At 61.2% G+C, this 18,525-nt stretch carries 18 protein-coding genes; 12 read left to right on the forward strand and 6 right to left on the reverse strand.

Annotated features, from left to right (window positions below; all coding sequences use genetic code 11):
• Nucleotides 1-32 precede the first annotated feature (32 nt).
• From ACA071_RS03350 to ACA071_RS03370, 5 genes are all read left to right on the forward strand, one after another.
• Entirely contained in the window at nucleotides 33-404 is a 372-nt protein-coding gene (locus ACA071_RS03350; RefSeq protein WP_497643120.1) for a translation initiation factor Sui1, read from the forward strand.
• Between the two features lie 214 nt (nucleotides 405-618).
• Nucleotides 619-2,532, forward strand: coding sequence for an arginine decarboxylase (speA, locus tag ACA071_RS03355; RefSeq protein WP_497643121.1), 1,914 nt, complete (start codon nucleotides 619-621; stop codon nucleotides 2,530-2,532).
• Between the two features lie 233 nt (nucleotides 2,533-2,765).
• Nucleotides 2,766-4,076: a contractile injection system protein, VgrG/Pvc8 family gene (locus tag ACA071_RS03360; protein WP_497643122.1), complete on the forward strand. Its 1,311-nt coding sequence runs from the start codon at nucleotides 2,766-2,768 to the stop codon at nucleotides 4,074-4,076.
• Complete coding sequence (locus tag ACA071_RS03365) at nucleotides 4,073-4,870, forward strand: DUF4123 domain-containing protein (RefSeq protein ID WP_497643123.1); 798 nt, start codon at nucleotides 4,073-4,075, stop codon at nucleotides 4,868-4,870. The genes ACA071_RS03360 and ACA071_RS03365 overlap by 4 nt, the downstream gene beginning before the upstream one ends.
• 18 nt (nucleotides 4,871-4,888) lie before the next feature.
• Nucleotides 4,889-5,764 carry an alpha/beta hydrolase gene (locus ACA071_RS03370; protein ID WP_497643124.1) on the forward strand — a complete coding sequence of 292 codons (876 nt, stop codon included), beginning with the start codon at nucleotides 4,889-4,891 and terminating at the stop codon, nucleotides 5,762-5,764.
• Here ACA071_RS03370 and ACA071_RS03375 read toward each other — a convergent pair.
• Together ACA071_RS03375 and ACA071_RS03380 are read right to left on the reverse strand one after the other, a co-directional pair.
• Nucleotides 5,758-7,107 (reverse strand): MATE family efflux transporter, encoded by a 1,350-nt coding sequence (locus tag ACA071_RS03375; protein WP_497643125.1) that lies wholly within the window; start codon nucleotides 7,105-7,107, stop codon nucleotides 5,758-5,760. The genes ACA071_RS03370 and ACA071_RS03375 overlap by 7 nt on opposite strands.
• 159 nt (nucleotides 7,108-7,266) lie before the next feature.
• Complete coding sequence (locus ACA071_RS03380; protein WP_133839339.1) at nucleotides 7,267-7,560, reverse strand: hypothetical protein; 294 nt, start codon at nucleotides 7,558-7,560, stop codon at nucleotides 7,267-7,269.
• Between the two features lie 251 nt (nucleotides 7,561-7,811).
• Between ACA071_RS03380 and ACA071_RS03385 the strand changes: the two genes are divergently transcribed.
• From ACA071_RS03385 to ACA071_RS03405, 5 genes are all read left to right on the forward strand, one after another.
• Nucleotides 7,812-8,114 (forward strand): MazG-like family protein, encoded by a 303-nt coding sequence (locus ACA071_RS03385; RefSeq protein WP_007951009.1) that lies wholly within the window; start codon nucleotides 7,812-7,814, stop codon nucleotides 8,112-8,114.
• Nucleotides 8,114-8,863, forward strand: coding sequence for a methyltransferase (locus ACA071_RS03390; protein WP_133839338.1), 750 nt, complete (start codon nucleotides 8,114-8,116; stop codon nucleotides 8,861-8,863). Before ACA071_RS03385 ends, ACA071_RS03390 begins: the two co-directional genes overlap by 1 nt.
• 12 nt (nucleotides 8,864-8,875) lie before the next feature.
• A complete protein-coding gene (locus tag ACA071_RS03395; RefSeq protein ID WP_497643126.1) occupies nucleotides 8,876-9,490 on the forward strand; it encodes a DUF4136 domain-containing protein in 615 nt (204 codons plus the stop codon).
• A gap of 54 nt (nucleotides 9,491-9,544) precedes the next feature.
• Nucleotides 9,545-10,099: a DUF4136 domain-containing protein gene (locus ACA071_RS03400; RefSeq protein WP_497643127.1), complete on the forward strand. Its 555-nt coding sequence runs from the start codon at nucleotides 9,545-9,547 to the stop codon at nucleotides 10,097-10,099.
• Between the two features lie 215 nt (nucleotides 10,100-10,314).
• Nucleotides 10,315-12,303: a pilus assembly protein TadG-related protein gene (locus ACA071_RS03405; protein ID WP_497643128.1), complete on the forward strand. Its 1,989-nt coding sequence runs from the start codon at nucleotides 10,315-10,317 to the stop codon at nucleotides 12,301-12,303.
• Here ACA071_RS03405 and ACA071_RS03410 read toward each other — a convergent pair.
• Both ACA071_RS03410 and ACA071_RS03415 read right to left on the reverse strand, forming a co-directional pair.
• Nucleotides 12,300-15,053, reverse strand: a complete 2,754-nt coding sequence (locus tag ACA071_RS03410) for an ATP-binding protein (RefSeq protein ID WP_497643129.1) — start codon at nucleotides 15,051-15,053, stop codon at nucleotides 12,300-12,302. The genes ACA071_RS03405 and ACA071_RS03410 overlap by 4 nt on opposite strands.
• Nucleotides 15,050-15,496 (reverse strand): TadE/TadG family type IV pilus assembly protein, encoded by a 447-nt coding sequence (locus tag ACA071_RS03415; protein ID WP_497643130.1) that lies wholly within the window; start codon nucleotides 15,494-15,496, stop codon nucleotides 15,050-15,052. The genes ACA071_RS03410 and ACA071_RS03415 overlap by 4 nt, the downstream gene beginning before the upstream one ends.
• A gap of 75 nt (nucleotides 15,497-15,571) precedes the next feature.
• Here ACA071_RS03415 and ACA071_RS03420 point away from each other — a divergent pair, with 75 nt between their 5' ends.
• Together ACA071_RS03420 and ACA071_RS03425 are read left to right on the forward strand one after the other, a co-directional pair.
• Nucleotides 15,572-16,042, forward strand: a complete 471-nt coding sequence (locus tag ACA071_RS03420) for a prepilin peptidase (RefSeq protein WP_497643131.1) — start codon at nucleotides 15,572-15,574, stop codon at nucleotides 16,040-16,042.
• A gap of 127 nt (nucleotides 16,043-16,169) precedes the next feature.
• The gene (locus ACA071_RS03425) at nucleotides 16,170-16,952 is read left to right on the forward strand and encodes a response regulator transcription factor (protein WP_497643132.1); all 783 of its coding nucleotides are present in this window, start codon (nucleotides 16,170-16,172) and stop codon (nucleotides 16,950-16,952) included.
• 561 nt (nucleotides 16,953-17,513) lie between these two features.
• Here the strand turns inward: ACA071_RS03425 and ACA071_RS03430 are convergent.
• Nucleotides 17,514-17,777, reverse strand: coding sequence for a DUF3613 domain-containing protein (locus ACA071_RS03430; RefSeq protein WP_497643133.1), 264 nt, complete (start codon nucleotides 17,775-17,777; stop codon nucleotides 17,514-17,516).
• Between the two features lie 24 nt (nucleotides 17,778-17,801).
• Complete coding sequence (locus tag ACA071_RS03435) at nucleotides 17,802-18,509, reverse strand: tetratricopeptide repeat protein (protein ID WP_497643134.1); 708 nt, start codon at nucleotides 18,507-18,509, stop codon at nucleotides 17,802-17,804.
• Between the last annotated feature and the right edge of the window lie 16 nt (nucleotides 18,510-18,525).

An 18,525-nucleotide genomic window follows, 5' to 3' on the forward strand; every position in this document is an offset into this window, starting at 1 on the left:
GACCAGTCTTTGTCCTCCCAAGAGGATTGCCGGTGGCCAAAAAAGCCGCATCCTTCGCCGCCCTTGGTGGCTTGGTATTTTCCACCGACGCAGGTCGTCATTGCCCGGACTGCAGCAAACCGGTGGATGCCTGTATCTGCAAACAAACCGTGATCCCGGCCGGCGACGGCATTGCTCGCGTGCGTCGCGAAAGCAAGGGCCGTGGCGGTAAGACGGTGACCACCATCACCGGCGTGCCGTTGGCCCTTGAAGCGCTCACGACCCTGGCGACCACGCTGAAGAAGCGTTGCGGCACCGGTGGGGCGTTGAAAGACGGCATCATCGAAATCCAGGGCGATCATGTCGAGCTACTCTTGGCTGAACTGATCAAACTGGGTTTCAAGGCGAAGAAGTCCGGCGGCTAGCAGCCTCTGTGAAAACCACCCTCGGCTTGACCCGGTCCTGACAGCAGGCCTGGCGTCGCCCACATGGTTTTCACAGAGCCTGTTCTGACTGGTTTCTAAACTCACTGCGGTCAACGAGGTCTATCCCCTCGTTGACGAACCGTCATTTTCATTCTTTAGACTGCGCCGGCCTGAACCCAGGCGACGCTCTATGACTTCTTTATAGGGGACTTCAATGTCCGTAAGACGCACACGCAAAGACGATGGCAGCCAATGGACAGTTGCGGACAGCCGCAGTGTTTACGGGATTCGCCATTGGGGGGCCGGATATTTCGCGATCAATGACGCCGGTCGCGTCGAAGTTCGTCCGAACGGTCCGACCAGTTCGCCTATCGACCTGTTCGAGCAAGTCGACCAGCTGCGCAAAAGCGGTTTGTCCTTGCCATTGCTGGTGCGTTTCCCGGATATCCTGCAAGACCGCGTGCGTCAGCTGACCGGTGCCTTCGATGCCAACATCGAGCGCCTGGAATACCAGAGCAAGTACACCGCGCTGTACCCGATCAAGGTGAACCAGCAAGAAGCGGTGATCGAGAACATCATCGCCACTCAGGACGTGTCCATCGGCCTCGAAGCCGGCTCCAAGCCTGAGCTGCTGGCGGTGCTGGCACTGGCGCCGAAGGGCGGCACCATCGTCTGCAACGGTTACAAGGACCGCGAGTTCATTCGCTTGGCGCTGATGGGCCAGAAGCTTGGCCACAACGTGTTCATCGTGATCGAGAAAGAGTCCGAAGTTGAGCTGGTGATCGAAGAAGCGGCCGCATTGAAGGTCAAGCCTCAGGTCGGCCTGCGCGTGCGCCTGTCGTCCCTGGCCTCGTCCAAGTGGGCGGACACCGGCGGCGAGAAGTCCAAGTTCGGTCTGTCGGCGGCGCAACTGCTGTCCGTCGTCGAGCGCTTCCGCGCCGCTGGCCTGGATCAAGGCATTCGCCTGCTGCACTTCCACATGGGCTCGCAGATCGCCAACCTGGCGGACTACCAGCATGGTTTCAAGGAAGCGATCCGCTATTACGGCGAGCTGCGCAACCTCGGCCTGCCGGTGGACCACATCGACGTCGGCGGCGGTTTGGGCGTGGACTACGACGGTACGCACTCACGCAACGCCAGCTCGATCAACTACGACATGGACGATTACGCCGGTGTCGTGGTCGGGATGCTCAAGGAATTCTGCGACGCGCAGAACCTGCCGCACCCGAACATCTTCTCCGAGAGCGGCCGCTCCCTGACCGCCCACCACGCCATGCTGGTGGTGCAGGTGACCGACGTCGAGAAACACAACGACGACGTGCCGGTCATCGATAACAAGGAAGAACTGCCGGAAACCGTGCAGTGGCTGGTTGACCTGCTGGGCCCGACCGACATCGAGATGGTCACCGAAACCTACTGGCGCGCCACGCACTACATGAGCGACATCGCCACCCAGTACGCCGATGGCAAGCTGACCCTGGCGGAAAAAGCCTTGGCCGAGCAATGCTACTTTGCCGTTTGCCGTCGCCTGCACAACTCGTTGAAGGCGCGTCAGCGTTCCCACCGTCAGGTGCTCGACGAGCTCAATGACAAGCTTGCCGACAAGTACATCTGCAACTTCTCGGTGTTCCAGAGCCTGCCGGACACCTGGGCGATCGGCCAGGTGCTGCCGATCCTGCCGCTGCACCGTCTCGACGAAGAGCCGATGCGCCGTGCGGTGCTGCAAGACCTGACCTGCGACTCCGACGGCAAGATCAAGCAATACGTCGACGAGCAGAGCATCGAAACCAGCCTGCCTGTGCACGGTTTGAATGAAGGTGAAGACTACCTGCTGGGGATTTTCCTGGTCGGCGCTTACCAGGAAATTCTCGGCGACATGCACAACCTGTTCGGTGACACCGACTCGGTGAACATCTACCAGAACGCCGACGGCAGCGTGTACCACGCGGGTATCGAAACCCACGACACCATCGAAGACATGCTGCGCTACGTGCACTTGTCGCCGGAAGAGCTGATGACCCACTACCGCGACAAGTGCGCCAGTGCGCGCATTACCGCGGCCGAGCGGACCCAGTTCCTCGACGCGCTGCGCCTGGGCCTGACCCGTTCGTCTTACCTGTCTTCTTGAGGTAAGGCACTGCTCCCATCGGGTTGTCTGAAAATGTTCCGCACACCGCGGAAATTTCAGATGACCTGGTGCGACACTTCTCTCTTTCCACGCGAAATGACTCACATCAACGGCTTCTAAAGCGATGTGGTCTTCTTTTCGCGTAGGTCATTTCCTAAGTTGTACTTCGGCACTCTACTCGGCCATGTCTCTCAGCGAGAATCCCCGGCCGCCCCTCCTGTAGAGAATCGCCGATGTTCGATCCAGTCAACGAGCCGTCATTTCGTCTGGACGTTGCGGGCCTGCCCGACGCCTTTGAGGTCCTGGCCTTTACCGGCAGTGAAGCCATCAGCGAGCCGTTTGTGTTCGAGGTGGATCTGCTGATCGATGACCCGACACTCGACCTTGCAAGCCTGCTATATCGTGCGGCGTTCTTGCAGTTCGAAGCCTCGGGAAACGGTATCCACGGGCAATTGCATGAACTCGTCCAGCGTGAACATGGCGCCTTGTCCCGGCTCTGTCGTGTGCGCCTGGGGCCGAAACTGGCGTGCCTGGCCCAGCGTTTCAGCCAGCGCATCTTCAGCGCGCGCTCGGTGCCGCAGATTCTTGGCCAAGTGCTCAAGGAACACGGCATTGCCGGCAAGAACTGGCGTCTGGAGTTGAGCGGCGATTACGCGCCCCGGGATTTCTGCACGCAATACCGCGAATCGGATTTGCAATTTTTCCAGCGCCTGTGTGCCGAAGAACGCCTTCATTACCACTTCGAGCATTCCAGTCGCGGGCACTGTTTGATCATTGGTGACGATCAAAGGCGCTCGCACCGCGCTGAAACGCTGGTCTTTCAGGGTGAGAGCGAGCCGTGCGCAGTGTGGCGGTTTGAGGTGCAAGTCGGAGTGAAGACGGTGCCGGTCGCCGAGGGTCGTACGACTTTGACGACGTTGCGCAGCGGTCAATTGATGCCGCTGGCCGGTCATCCGGTCAACGAGTGGAATGATGTGTGGCGCTTGATTGAGGTTGAACACCAGGGCGGCCAGGAGCCGCTGTTTTCCTATGCCAACACGATTCGCGCCGTGCCATGGGAGACGCCTTGGGTGGCAACCCACGGGCCGGCGAAACCCAGGATGCTCAGCCTGCAACGGGCCTGGGTCGTCGATGTCGAAGAGGCCCAGCCCGATCCGACCCGCCCGGTGGCTGTGCAGTTCGACTGGCTCTATCAGGGCGAAGGCGCAAAACCGGACCACTGTTGGTTGCCGTTGGCTCCCGAGCTGAACAACGCAGCCTCCGCGCAATGGATGGCGGGGGCCGAGGTGGTGGTCAGCTTCATCGAGGGCGATCCGGATCAACCGTTGATCACCGGGCTGCTTCAAGGCCCGCCGTGCGTCAGCGAGCATGAAGTGCCGAGCGCGGTGCCGCCTGAATCAGCAGGCTTGCTGGCCTTGCTGCGATCGAGCGAACCCTTGCTGTTGCTATGCCTGCTGCCCGGCGGCGGCAGTTTCAGCCATTGTCGGGAGCAGGTCTGCACCTGTCGGACGGCAGCGCTGTTTGGTCAGAGCGGTGCGGCATGATTGGCGTTCAGACGCCAGACCCGACCTCGCACTGGCTGTTGCTGGATGTCCCCGGCGCTCCCGGCGCGGCGGCCATGTTGCAGCGACGATTTACCGATGTTCGCTGGTTCTGGTTGTTCGAAGACACCGAGTTGCATCCGTTGCGCGAACAAGGACCGGCGCTGGTCGAGCTGCGGGATTGCCCGGCGCTGATCGAGCTTTGCTACGGAGAACCGCACACCTGGCAAGGTTTGCTACTGGTCAGCGAAGCGTCGGCGGCCCCGTTGCTGGCGCATTTGCGGCGCATGCTCACGGTGACGCTCGGCCTGCATCACCGGGCGTTGCTGAGCTATTACAACCCGCACTGCGCCAGTTACTTCTTCGATGCCTGCGATGCCGAGGAACTGAGTCGCTGGCTTGGCCCGATCAGCCAGTTGCGCTGGTTCGGCGGGACTTGGGCCGATCGGGCGATTGGCAGTCAGGGCTGGCAGCAATTGCTCAATCCCGGGTTGGCGGTCAGCCCGCTGGCGGTCGAAGCAAACCTCAGCCCGCGCCAGCGGGAAAAACTGCAAACCTGCTTGCTGGAGCAACATACCTGGCACTGGAGTCGATCCACCGGTACCGATTACAACCGTCTGTGGGCCCATGTGCAGGAAGGCCTGGCGCTGGGCTTCAGCGAACGGCCGGTGCTGGATGGCTGGTTGTGGCTACGCTTGCAGTGTCCCGGCGTTTTACCCGCGCAACCCTTGCCGGGGCAGACCCAGCAGGAACGACTCGATTACCTGCGCCACCTGTGGCAGGGCGATCAACGCTGAACACGAGGATTTACCGATATGGCGAGCACGATCCGGCGACTGTTCAAGGTGTTGATCGGCGGGGTTTTACTGGCCGTGGTGGCTGCCTGTTCGCCGTTGAAAATGCTCAATGCCTTTACCCCTGACGGCACCTACGACAAGACCGACGGCATTGCCTATGGTGGTGATCCACGGCAAAAACTCGATGTGTATGTGCCCCGGCGTCCCGTGAAAAACGCTCCCGTGGTGGTGTTTTTTTATGGAGGCAGCTGGAACAGCGGTTCACGCAGCGATTACAGCTTTGTCGGCGAGGCGCTGGCCTCCCGAGGCATCGTCGCAGTGCTGGCGGACTATCGGTTGTATCCACAGGTGCGTTATCCGCTGTTTCTAGAGGACGGCGCCAAAGCCGTGGCCTGGACCCACGAGCACATTCGTGAGTTTTCCGGTGACCCTAAACGGTTGTTCCTGATGGGCCATAGCTCGGGGGCCTACAATGTGGCGATGTTGGCGCTGGAGCCGCAGTTGCTGGAGGCGGTCGGCATGTCGCCCCATGATCTCAGTGGCTGGATCGGCCTGGCCGGGCCGTATGATTTCCTGCCGATCGAGAATCCCGAGGTGCGTCCGGTGTTTTTCTGGCCGGATTCACCGCTGCAATCCCAGCCGATCAATCACGTCAGTCGCGGGGCGCCGCCGGCTTTGTTGATGGCGTCAAACGACGATGAGGTGGTCAACCCGATCCGCAACACCGGCGGCCTGGCGAGCAAACTGCGGGCGGACGGGGTTCCGGTTCAGGATCGATACTATTCCCGCACCGGCCACGCCACGCTGGTGGCGACCCTGTCCCGACCCCTGCGCAGCTTGGCGCCGGTGCTGGATGAGGTCACGTCTTTCGTCAAATCCACGCCGATTCAGTGAGCGCGGCCGGCAAACCAGCCATCGTTCTGGCGCAAGTACCAGGCAAATGCGCCGAGCGTCAGGCTGCGCAGCAACATGAACAGCAGGAACGTTATCCACAGCCCGTGGTTGCCAAGACCTTGCAGCGCCCAGGCGAAGGGCAGCAACAGCAGCACCGTCAACAGCATGCCGTTGCGCATTTCACGGGCGCGGGTGGCGCCGATAAACAAACCGTCCAGCAGGTAACTCCAGACCGCGATCAGCGGCAGGGCGGCCAGGTAGGGCAGGTAGACGAACGCGGTGTCGCGCACGCTTTGGATGTTGGTTTGCATCTCGATGAACAAGTGCCCGGCAAACAGAAACAGCACGGCAAAGCCCAGGCTCGCGATCAGCGACCAGCCAGCGGCCACCACCAGTGAACGGCGCAGCGCTTCGCGATCCCGAGCGCCGATGGCGTGGCCGCACAGGGCTTCCACGGCGTGGGCCAGGCCATCGAGGGCGTGGGCGGTCAGCAGCAAACCGTTGAGCAGCAGCGCATTGGCGGCGACCGTGGCGTCACCAAGCCGTGCGCCTTGCACGGTGATCAGGAAAAACACCGATTGCAGCGCCAGGCTGCGAATGAAAATGTCGCGGTTGACCGCCAGCAGCGGGCGCCAGCTCTGCCACAGGGCCAGGGCGGCCCAGGCGATGTGCCCGGGATACGCGCGCAGGGCCTTGCGGGTCATGAACAGGCCGATCACTGCGCCGGTCCACTCGGCAATCACCGACGCCCGGGCCGCGCCGACCACGCCCCAGTCCAACCCGAGGACGAACCACAGGTTCAGCGCGATGTTTACCAGGTTGGTGCCCAGAAGAATCGCCAGCGGCGCCCGGGCATTCTGGGTGCCGAGGAACCAGCCCACCAGCGCATAACTGGCCAGCGCTGCCGGAAGGCCAAATAATCGAGTGTGGAAAAAATCGCGGGTCAACTGATCCAGCTCCGCTGACGGTTGCATGAAGTGCAGCGCAACGCCGCTCAACGGAATCCCCGCCGCCCCCAACACAATCGCCAGCCCCATTGCCAACAGCAGACCCTGCAACAAAATCTGCCGCAACGCCGCGCCATCTCCACGCCCGGCAGCCTGCGCGGCAAAACCGGTGGTGCCCATGCGCAGAAAACCCATGCCCCACGCCAGGAAGGTATACAGGCTGGCCCCGACGGCGACGGCGCCCAACTGATGGGCGTGGGGCAGGTGACCGATGACGGTGCTGTCGACCAGCGCCACCAGCGGTACGGAAATGTTCGAGAGGATCATGGGCGCGGCGAGCGCCCAGACCTTGCGATGGGTCGTGCGGTCGCGCCAGTCGGCGATCAGGTTGGACATGCAGGCTCCTTGGGGAGCGGGCATTGTAGCGACAGTTTGTGATGATCGTTCCCACGCTCCGCGTGGGAATGACTCCTGTGACGCTTTGCGTCACGCCGTCAGGGACGCGGAGCGTCCCGGGCTGCATTCCCACGCAGAGCGTGGGAACGATCAGGGGTGTCAGTGGATGATCCAGCTAAGCAACCAAAGCCCCAGCAGCAGCCAGATGATCCCCATGATGATCGACGCATTCATGAACGCCCGGATCGCCGACCACAGCAGCATCAGACCGATGATCAGCGCGATGATGCTGATGATCGACGTGTCCATGCCCAGTGTCCGGGACAGCCCTTCGACAAAGTTGCTGCCCGCGTGGCTGAGAATGTTGAACAGGCCACTGAGGCCGTCGACGATAAAGCGAATGACCGAACCGAGTGCCTGGCCGAGCCATTCGAAAAAGCTTTCTACCTGCATGTGGGCGTCCTGATGAAAGTGGTGGCAAGGTTGCCGCGCCTGACTTGGGCCACGGATCGCGGTGCCGAGTTCCCTACTAGCATAGAGCGTTTGGATCGTTCCCACGCTCCCGCGTGGGAATGCCTCACCGGACGCTCTTGGGACGCGGAGCGTCCCTGGCTGCATTCCCACGCGGAGCGTGGGAACGATCATCTCTGCCACTTGCCTTCACTGCCCATCCCCCCGAAGCTATACGCCTTCAGGAGAGCCCGATGAACCTTGTTGAACTGACCGAACGCCTGCACGCCATTCGCGACCGCAATGACTGGCGGCAATTTCACAGCCCGAAAAACCTGGCCATGGCCGCGAGCGTGGAGATGTCCGAGCTGGTGGAAATCTTCCAGTGGCTGACTGAAGACCAGTCACGCCAATTGCCGGCCGATAAACTGGCCCACGCCGGACAGGAAGTCGGCGACATCGTGCTCTATCTATTATTGCTGTGCAGCGAGTTGGGGTTGGACATGAACGAAGTGGTGCGCAGCAAACTCGCAGACAGCGAACGGCGGTTCAGCTGATGAGCGACCGTCATTTCGATCAGTTGGCGACTCGTTTCGCCGAAAAAATCTACGGCGGGGCCAAAGGCGCGATCCGTCTGGCGGTGCTGCAGGCCGACCTGGCCGAAACCCTGCCGGACCGACCGCTGCGTGTCCTCGACATCGGCGCCGGCCTTGGCCACATGTCACTGTGGCTGGCCCAGCGTGGGCATGACGTGACCCTCGCCGAACCGGCCGCACCGATGCTCGAAGGCGCTCGCCAGCGTTTCGCCGACGCCGGGCAAAGCGCGACCTTCATCCAGGCACCGTGGCAGGATTTGCTCGGTCAACTTACCGAACCCTACGACCTGGTGCTGTGTCACGCGGTGCTGGAATGGCTGGCCGAACCCCATGCGATCCTGCCGGTGTTGCATCAGCTCACGACCAAGGACGGCTGGTTGTCCCTGGCGTTCTATAACCGCGACGCGCTGATCTACCGCAACCTGCTCAAAGGCCACTTCCGCAAAATGCGCAAGAACGACATGGCCGGCGAGAAGCAAAGCCTGACCCCGCAACAGCCCCTTGATCCGCGGGAACTGGCGGCGCAACTTGAAGGTATGTGGCAGGTCGAAACCCAGAGTGGGGTGCGGGTTTTTCACGATTACATGCCGGTGGAATTCCAGGCCCGCGCCGAATTGGTGGACTTGCTGGAAATGGAACTGGCCCACCGTCGTCACCCAAGCTTTGCCGGGCTTGGGCGCTACTTGCACTGGATCTGTCGGCCGATCTGATCGGAGAACAAAATGAACACGCGTTCAGGGTTACTGCTGATGTGTCTGGGGTTGGCCGCCTGCCAGGGCAGCAACCCTTACGTGGCGACGTCCAATCCCTTGCCACCGGCGCCGCCGCAAGCGGCGAACACCTTCGACCGCAGTGCCTACCCGGCGGCGCCTCGGGACTATGGGCGCTACCGCAGTTGGGCCTGGCTCAACGGGCAACTGCCGCCGGGTTCGGCCTGGGCGGATTCGGCGCAAGTGGCAGAGGCGGTCAGCGACGCCCTCGATCAGCGCGGCTTGCGCCCACTGCACGACAATCGCCCTGCCGACCTGTTTGTCCGTGCCGATCTGCATCTGGAAACCCGCTTGCGTCAGGTTCAGGACGACTATGGTTATTACGGCGGCGGTTATGGCGGCTACCGCCGTTATGGCGGTGGTTACGGCATGTACGAGACCGTGCCGGTTGTCCGTACGTATCAGGAACAAGTTGTGGTGGTGCGCGTCGATCTGTTCGATGCCGGCACCGGTCAACCGGTGTGGAGCGCCAGCGCCGAAACCGGCAATCAGGGCAACCAGAGCCAGCGCGCCGATGCGATACGGGAGGCTGTGGAAAAGGCAATGTCGGCGTATCCTCCTAGTTAGCTTCTGTAGATAAGAAGCATTCCCAGGGTTCATGTCTTCAATCGGAGAACGATCATGTTCCGCTGTCTCGCAATACTGGTCGTGGCCGGACTGCTCAGTGCCTGCGCCCACCAGGTCAATAATGACTTTGACGCCAGCCGCGACTTCGCCGCTTATCGCAGCTGGAGCTGGAAGGAACCTGCCCTGCAATACCGGCCCGATGATCCACGAATCAAAAGCGACCTGACCGAACAGCGCATTCGCCAGGCAGTGGCCGATCAGTTGGACCAACGCGGCTTGCGTCCGGCCGCCGGCGGCCAGAAGGGTGATGTAAACGTGCAGGCCTACTTGATTGTTGAAGACCGTCAGCAACAAGTGACCACCAATTACGGCGGCGGTTGGGGCGGCCCATGGAATGGCTACTGGGGCGGCCCGATGTACAACGAAACCCGCAACGTCAGCTACAAAGTGGCGACCATCCAGATCGACCTGCTCGATGCCAGGGACGGCAAACTGGTATGGCGCGGCAGTGACGAGCAAATGCTCAGCAGCACCCCCAACCCGACGGATCGCAGCAATGCCGTGCGCGAAACGGTGGGCCGGATCCTGGCTAATTACCCACCCAGATAAACACCACAACCCCTGTAGGCGCGAAGCTTGCTCGCGAAGACGGCGGCCCATCCAAAATGGATGTGCCTGACACACCGCCATCGCGAGCAAGCTTCGCTCCTACAGGTTTTGTGTGGTCAGCGCTGGCGTGTGGCCAGCAACCTCGCCAACCCTTGTCTACACTGCATTTCACCAATGGAGGCAGCACAAGGTGTGCGCCGGCGAAGGAGTGCGCGATGTCGCAGTTTCGCGGTCCGGTCCGGCAACGGGGGGCTATCGGTTTGATGGCGGCGGTGACCCTGGGCCTGGCGCTGCTGTTGATGCTGCTGGTGGTCGACACCGGCCGACTCTACATGGAGCAGCGCAAACTGCAGCGCGTGGTCGACACCGCCGCGCTGGAAGCCGTCAGTCGTGGCGGCACCTGTTTGCCGGGGCTTACCGCTGCCAGCTATGCCAATCAAAGTGCGACGCGCAACGGCTTCACCGTCGATGCCAGCAACACCCTCGTCATCACCTGCGGCACGTTGCTGACTGCGGCCACCGGGCTGCGCACCTTCACGCTGGACGCCACCCAGGCGGCGGCGATCAAAGTCGTCGCCAGCCGGACGCTCACCACCAGTTTTGCCGGTGGCGTGCAGGCGTTGGTCAGCGGCACGTCGGTCAGCCTGACCACTCAGCTCAATGCCACGGCGGTGGCCGGCAAACCACTGCCCAGCGTCGCGCAACTGAATATTCGCAGCACGCTGATCAACATCAGTACCGCCCAATCGAACATCCTCAACCCGCTGTTCGGCGGACTTCTGGGCGGTAACGTCAGTCTCACGGCGGCGGGCTGGAACGGTTTGCTGAATACCGACGTTAACCTGCTCGGCTACTTGAATCAGTTAGCGATCAACCTCAATGTCGCGGCCGGTAACTACAGCCAACTGCTCAACACTCAAACCACAGTGACCCAACTGATCCGGGCGGCAGTGCAGGTGGTTCAACTCAATGGCGGGACCGCCGATGTCATGGCCGCACTGGGTAACTTGCAGGTCGCGGCGGGGGCGAATGTCAGCCCGGTCAAGCTGGGGGATATTTTGCAACTGCAAACTGGCACTACGGCCGCCGGGCTGGATGCCAATGTGCAGTTGCTGCAACTGATTCAAGGCGTGGTCCAGTTGGCCAACAGCAAAAGTGCGGTCGCCGCGACCTTGCCGATCAGCGTCCTGGGCTTGGCCAATGTGACCGTACGGGTCAAGGTGATCGAGCCGCCGCAGTTCTCCGCCATCGGCGACCCGGCCTTGGCCAAGGCCAGCCCGTTAGGAGCCAACCGGATCTACGTGCGCACCGCTCAAGTACGCACAATGCTGTCGGTGAACCTGCCGGTGCTGTCCGGCGTGACCGGGCTGACCAACGCGGTGCTGGGGTTGGTCGGCACATTGACCCCGACCCTCAACAGCCTGCTGAGCCTCAATCTGGTGTCCACGATCAATTCCCTGACTTGCCTGCTGGGTGCTGGTTGCGATCAGCTCGATCCCGAATTGCTGCCATCCCCCGAGATCGACATCAGCCTCGATGCCGGGGGCGCCATCAGCTACGTCACCGATTACAGCTGCCCGGTCGGCACTACCGGCAGCAAAAGCCTGACCGCACACACCATCACCTCGGTGGCCGATCTCAAGGTCGGCAAGATCGACCCGACCAACGCCTTCTCATCCTCCGCCGAACCCACGGTCACACCGCTGCCGCTGATTGATATCGGCATCTGGACCTGCCACAAGATACTTGGCATCGGCACCTGCGGCCCGGCGCGAACCGCGTACGCCGGTGGCGGCATCGCGATCATGGCCCAGACCAGCGTCGCGCAGAACAGTCAGGACCTGGTGTTCTCCAGTACCACACCTTTTGCGACGCCGGCCAACCTCAAATTACCGCCGAGCGTATTGTCAGCGGCCCCCACCAACAACATCGTCGCCAGCCTGGCGAACACCCTGGCGGGTATCAATCTGATCGTCTACAAACCGGTGGCCGGTAATCCGTTGGGTGCCATCGTTGCGGGGGTTGGCGGTTTGATCAGTGGCGTCAGCAACATTCTCCAGCCGCTGATCACCAACCTGCTGAGCCCGCTACTTGATCCGTTGCTCAACAACCTGCTGAGCAGCCTGGGCATCAACCTGATGGAAGTGGACGTCGGCGCCAACATGACCTGCGGCCAGACCGGCAAGGCCTATCTGGTGCTCTAATCGTCCTGCATCACCGGCAGTTCAATGCAGAACCGAGCACCCTCAACCGAGTTCTTCACACTCAACCTCCCGCCCATGTTCTCGACGATCCCGTAACTCACCGACAGCCCCAGCCCGGTGCCGACACCCACCGGTTTGGTGGTGAAAAACGGTTCGAAAATCCGCTCCAGCAAGCGCGGATCGATACCGCCTCCGTTGTCCTCGACCCACAGCCGCACCGACTGCGCATCGCGCTCGGCGTACACGGAAATCCACGGCTTGAACTCACGGTCGCCCTCGCGCTTGCTGAGCAGCGCATCCCTTGCGTTGACCATCAAGTTGATCAGCACCTGTTCCAACTGATCAACATAACCACGCACCTGCACGGTAAAACCGGTTTCGCTGACCCGCAGCTCCACGCCTTTGCCGCGTATGCCTTCGGCCAGCAGCGCCAGCGTGCCTTCAATGGCTTCGACTGGGTTGAACGGGTGCTGCTCGATTTCTGAACGCCGGCCAAATACCCGCATGTGATCCACCACCCGCGCCGCACGTTGAACCTGGGCGTCGATGCGGTTGAGTTTGTCGGTCAGGTAATCGATTTGCACCTCGCCACTGCTCAGGCGTTTGAGCACATTGACGATGGCCATGCGCATCACGTTCAGCGGTTGGTTGATTTCATGGGCCAGCCCCGTGGCCATTTCGCCAAGCGTGGCCATTTTCGCGCTCTGGGTCAGTTGCTGCTGGGAGCGCCGGACCTCGGTGTTGTCGCGGCCCACGGCCTGGATTTCCAGCAGGCGACCCTGGTCGTCGAACACCCCGCGATCCGACCAGACCCACCAGGCATGTTCGCGCCCGGGCAGTTGCAGGCTGATTTCGGCAGTGCTCACCGGGAACTCCAGGGTCAACAGGCCCAGCCGCTGGAGAAACGCTTCACGCTGTTCGTCCGACATCCAGCTACCCAGGTTCACCCCCGGCAGTTGCTCGGGTTCAATTTCCAGATACCTCGCCAGTGGCCGGTTGCCAAAACTCAGGGTCAGGTCCGGACGGTAACGGCAGATCATCGCCGGGGAATCCTCGACCAAAATCCGATAGCGCTCTTCGCTCTGCTTGACCTGTTCGGCAGCGAGGGTCGCTTCCGTGACGTCCAGCCACAGGCCGACGGCTTCCACCGGTAAGCCAAGGTCATCGCGCAGCAGTTTGGCTTCGTCGAGCAACCAATGGTAATCGCCGCGAATGTCCCGCAGACGGTAGCGGGCGCGCACCGAGCCTTCGCGCAGCAGGTGCCGACTGCGTTCGAAGTAGCGGTCGCGGTCTTCGGGATGGACGCGCTCAATCAGCGCGGCGGCGTCACAGTTTTCGAGGCTCCAGCCCAGCAGCGGCTGCAGACTCGCGCTGAAAAACGTCGGCTGCAGCGCGCCTTCGACATAACGCTGGACGTAGATCACCGCTGGCGAACTGGCGATCAGGTTATCCAGTCGCGCATGGGCGGCGGCCGCTTGATGTTCCTGGTTCTTGATGTCGCTGATGTCGAGCATGAAACCCACCAGCCGCCGACCCTCGCCCGTGCCGATGGCCTGGCCTTGAAGCCTGTACCACAGCGGATGTTGCTCGGCATCACTGCGGTGCAGGCGCACACAAAGGGTCAGCGGCTCGTCGTGTTGGTGCAGCGCGTGCAGCCGGCTGCGCAACTCTTCGCGATCGGCGGGATGGATCTGCAACAGCCAGTTGTCGAGCGTCAGCCTGACACTGTCCAGGTGCAGGGCATCGGCCAGGGACGGCGCCAACAGGATTTCATCGCTGGCGCCAAAGGCTTCCCACCAGCCAGTGCCCAGCAAGGCTTGCAACGACTCCACCCGTTCCAGGTGCAGGTGATGATGCTGCTCACGCAAACGACTGAGCAACGGCCCGGCCAATGCACTGACCAGCAGCAACCAGTCGCGATCACCCAGGTCCGGCGCGTGCTCCTGCACCGGGTAAAAACCGCACAGCAGCCACGCGGCGACGCCATGGTCATCGCTATAGGGCACGGCAAAACCCTCGGCATTGCCAAACAAGTCGTGCACGCGCAGGTGTTCGTTGATGCCGTGACTGTTGCTCAAACGCTGAGGCGCGGAGCCGTTCAAACTGTCAAGTACCGTGCCCAGGCGTTGGTCGTTTTGCCACAGCTCTGGAGCATCATGGGCGCTGAACTGGCGATGGATTTGCCAGCCCTCTTCCTGTTCATCGAGCAACGCCAGGGCCACGCAGGGCATGTGCCAGCGCTGGGCGATGGTTTGCAACTGTTCACTGACGATCACCGGCAACCGGGCCAGGCTACAGGCGCGCAAATGCTCGCTGATCTGCCGGGCCAGCGCTTGGCATTCTTCCCGGCTGTGCGCTTGATGGCGTTCGAGCAACAGGTCGCCGATGTCCATCAACTGCAACAACCAACCGCCGGCCCACGGTTGCACCCAGCCGCGCAGGTGCAGGGTCTGGTCGGCCAGCCCGAGGAAATCCAGGTCCAGGCTTTGCCCCTGCCAATCGCCGGGCTGACCCTCGATGGTCAGGGTGCTATGGGCCAGCACGTAGCGGTGCAGCAACAAAGGTTGTTCGTGCGGTGTTTGTTGGGCCAGCGAGTGCCGTAGAGGCCCGGTCATTTGCAACACATGACCCTCGTCGTCCAGGTGCAGATGCAAGCCCAGTGGTTGCGCCAGCAGCTGCTCGGACGCCTCGACGGTGGGAAGGCTGGGACGCTTGAGCAAGCGAGCGAAGAGCTTTTCCCCGGAGGTCAAAATTGCAGACTCGAGGTGGCGCTCAGGTTCGTCGGCAAGTTGGGCACCGTGCCCAGTCCCGGCAACACCAGAAACGGTATGACCTGATTCAACTTGCTGGTGGGGTAATTCACCGTAACGGTCAGCGTACCGTTGCCGCTGTTGTAGACCGCGCTGGTGTCGACGCCGATCACCAGGTTCAGGGCGCTCGGCACCCACGACAGTTGCTGTTTCAGCGTATCGCTCGCGGTGCTTTGCACCACCGTCGCGTAACCGGGCGTATTGGGGTCGACGGCCACACTGCGGCGCACCGCTTCGGCGGTGGCCTGGTTGAACGACTGCATCAGCACGAACGGCAGGCTGTAGCTGACCAGCCCATAGAACACTGCGAAAAAGATCACGAACACCAAGGCGAATTCAATCGCCACAGCGCCTTTTTGCTTGCTGGGGAGGCCTGCTTTCATGAGTGCGTCTACCCTGACAGTCACAGCGTAATATCAGCATAGAATCATTCAGCCAAAACGGGCGGTTTTTACCGGATGCAGAGCCTTGTCTTGATTACCTGGCTGGCGCTTTGCGCGGCACAGGATGCACGCCACCGGCAGATCGCTAATGCCTTGACCCTTGGCGCCGCCGCGGCGGCGTTGGTTTATCTGCTATGGACCGGCAACACCTGGCTTGGGGCCGAGGCAGAGCAGGGTGGCTGGGCTTTTTTGCTGGCGCTGGCCTTCACCTTGCCGGGTTATGCGATGAAGCGGATGGGCGCCGGCGATGTGAAACTAATGACAGCTTTAGGCTTGGCGACCGACGGTGCACACCTTTTGGGTACGTTCATCGGCGCCGGGCTGGCGAGCGTGTTGTGGTTATTGCTTGCGCCAAAAGTCTGGCTGCATATGAATCAAGGGTTTAAGTTGAATTTTCAGTATATGAGCCCAGATTCGTCAAAAAAGCAGCCTTATGCGCCGTTCGTGCTGCTAGGCATGGTGTGTACGCTCATTTGGATCCATTAGTCGCAAGATGCCACTGGTCTTGTGTACATAGTCGGAAAGTGCGACTACTTTCAAATTAGAGTAGTTATACAACCAGCGGCTAAAAGTACAGGAATGGTCAGCTTTCGACCTGGGCATGGAGTAGCACGTGAACAAGCTTACGTCCGCAGTAAAAGTCCTTGTGGTCGATGATCAGCCGTTGATTGTCGAAGAGTTGTGTGAATTCCTCGAGAGCAGCGGTTATCGCTGTGTTCCTTGCGAGTCCAGCACCCAGGCAGTCGAACGCTTCACGCAAGATCCGGACATCGGCCTGGTACTGTGCGATTTGCACATGCCGGGCATGGACGGCATCCAGCTGGTGCAGGAACTGCAACGGCTGTGCGGTCGGCACCGGGCGTTTGAAGCGATCATGCTCACGGGGCGCGCCGACAAGCAGGATGTGATCAAGGCCTTGCGCGCCGGGATTGCCGATTACTATCAAAAGCCGATTGATCTGGATGAGTTGCTGGAAGGTTTGCAGCGTCAGGAAGTGGCGTTGCAGGAGCGGCAGAAGGATGTGCAACTGGGGCATTTGAACCGCAAGTTGCAGTACCTGTCCGAGTCGATCGATGATCTTTATCAGGATCTGGACAAAGTGCGGCGCAGTCCGCGTTCGCCAGATGCTGGTGATGTTGCTGTCAGTGAGGCGGATCGGGTGGAGGTGCCGGCGATTTTCAATCAGCTGTCGCCCCGGCAGCTGGATGTGGCGCGGTTGGTGGGCAAGGGGCAGACCAATTATCAGATTGCCTGTGAGTTGGGGATTACCGAGAACACCGTGAAGCTGTATGTGTCGCAGGTGTTGCGGTTGACTCATATGCATAACCGTACGCAACTGGCGTTGGCGTTGTCGCCGAGTAATTCTGGGATGCGGCAGCGGGTTTCGGCGCACTGATTCTCCTGGGTGTTCGCCGATTGACTGTGGGGGTTGGGTTGCCTGCGATGGCGGCCTGACAGCCGACCATGCTGTGTTGATGGTGTGCATATCCGTTTCTGCGGTAACGGCCGCTGGCGGTTTCGCTCTTACAGCGAGTCCCTTTTGGCAAACGCCCCAAAAGGAACCAAAAGGTCTCGCCCCGAGCGTCCGGCCCCTCGCTTAGGCTCGGCGTGCCTTCGTTCCGGTATTCATCTGGGGGCATCGCCTCCGGTCGGCTTCGCTTCGACCTCCTCTCGATGTGTTCGACTTCGTCGAACGGCGCTGCGCGCCTGCCCCCCAGATGAACACATCCACTCAGCCTCCCGAAGGGGCGGGTAGAGCAAGATCAAGGGCAGGCGAGCTAACGCTCGGCCTAATGAGTGGTGAAGAGCGAGGGCGGTGCATGCCGCTCTGCTTTTGCCTTTGATTTTGTAGGAGCGAGGCTTGCCCGCGAAGGCGGCCTGACAGCCGACCAATCTCTCTCGAATGTACCCGCTCAAACTGTGGGAGCGGGCTTGCTCGCGAAGGCGCCAGGGCAGCCTACTTGTTGATCTGAATCTTCCCGCCCGCATCCGGATCGTATAAGTCCGGAATCTCATACCGATATTTCTTCAGCCAGCGCTGCAACGCTTCTTCCCGTTCCACCGCGCTCGCGGTTTGCGGTGTCTTGGACGCTACTGTGTTGCGGCTTTGCAGCACCAGCCAACCTTCGGTTTCCTGTTGCTGCGCCGATGATGGGCCCGCATCGATGGCCATCGCGCTCAGGGGGAGTATCAACAGACTCAGGCAGCACACTTTCATCATGGCCAGCTCCTATTTAAGGGACGTTTATTGCGCGTCAGCCGCAGTCGCTACTTGATCACCCACCGCTGCTTTTCCCTTGGCTGGCTGCTTGAGTTTTTCCGCGCGCGCCTGGGCATCGGTGAATTGTTCGGGGGTCAAGTGTGAACGGCTGACCACTTCTGCTGCTTGCTGCCAGTTGTCCTGATACAGCAGCAAAGTCACGAGGTTCGCCGCCGCCAGGTTGTCGTGCTGCTTGAGTTCGATCGCGGTGAGGAATTCAAAACGCGCGTCTTCGAGGCGCAACTGATTGAGGTAGACCACGCCCAAATCGTTGCGGATTTTTTCGTCGGTCGGGGCCAGGCGAGCGGCGCGTTGCAGGTGAGACTGGGCCTGGCCGTAGTCCCCGCGTGCGGCGAACAACTGGCCCAGGCCTTGTTCGGCGTCGGCCGACAGGCAGGTGCCAAGCAAGCTGCGATACAACGGTTCGGCTTCGCTGCGCCCCAGCAAACGATAGACCTTGGCCTTGCGCAAGCGCACTTCGCTGAGGTTGTCGGGCAGGCTTTGCAAGTTGGCCAGGCTCGCGTGCAGCTTGCCGTCGTTGGCCAGATCGTCGGCCAGGTTCAGGGCCAGTTCCTGATCAGAACTCAGCTTGCTGCAACTGGCCGGCGACATCATTGCCGACCAGGGCGCCTGGCCGTCGGTGGCGCAACCCGCGAGCAGCAGCAGGCTCATTACAGCGATCAATGCTTTCATCTGGATCCCTCAAAAG

The sequence above is a fragment of the Pseudomonas sp. LBUM1646 genome, assembly GCF_059716165.1.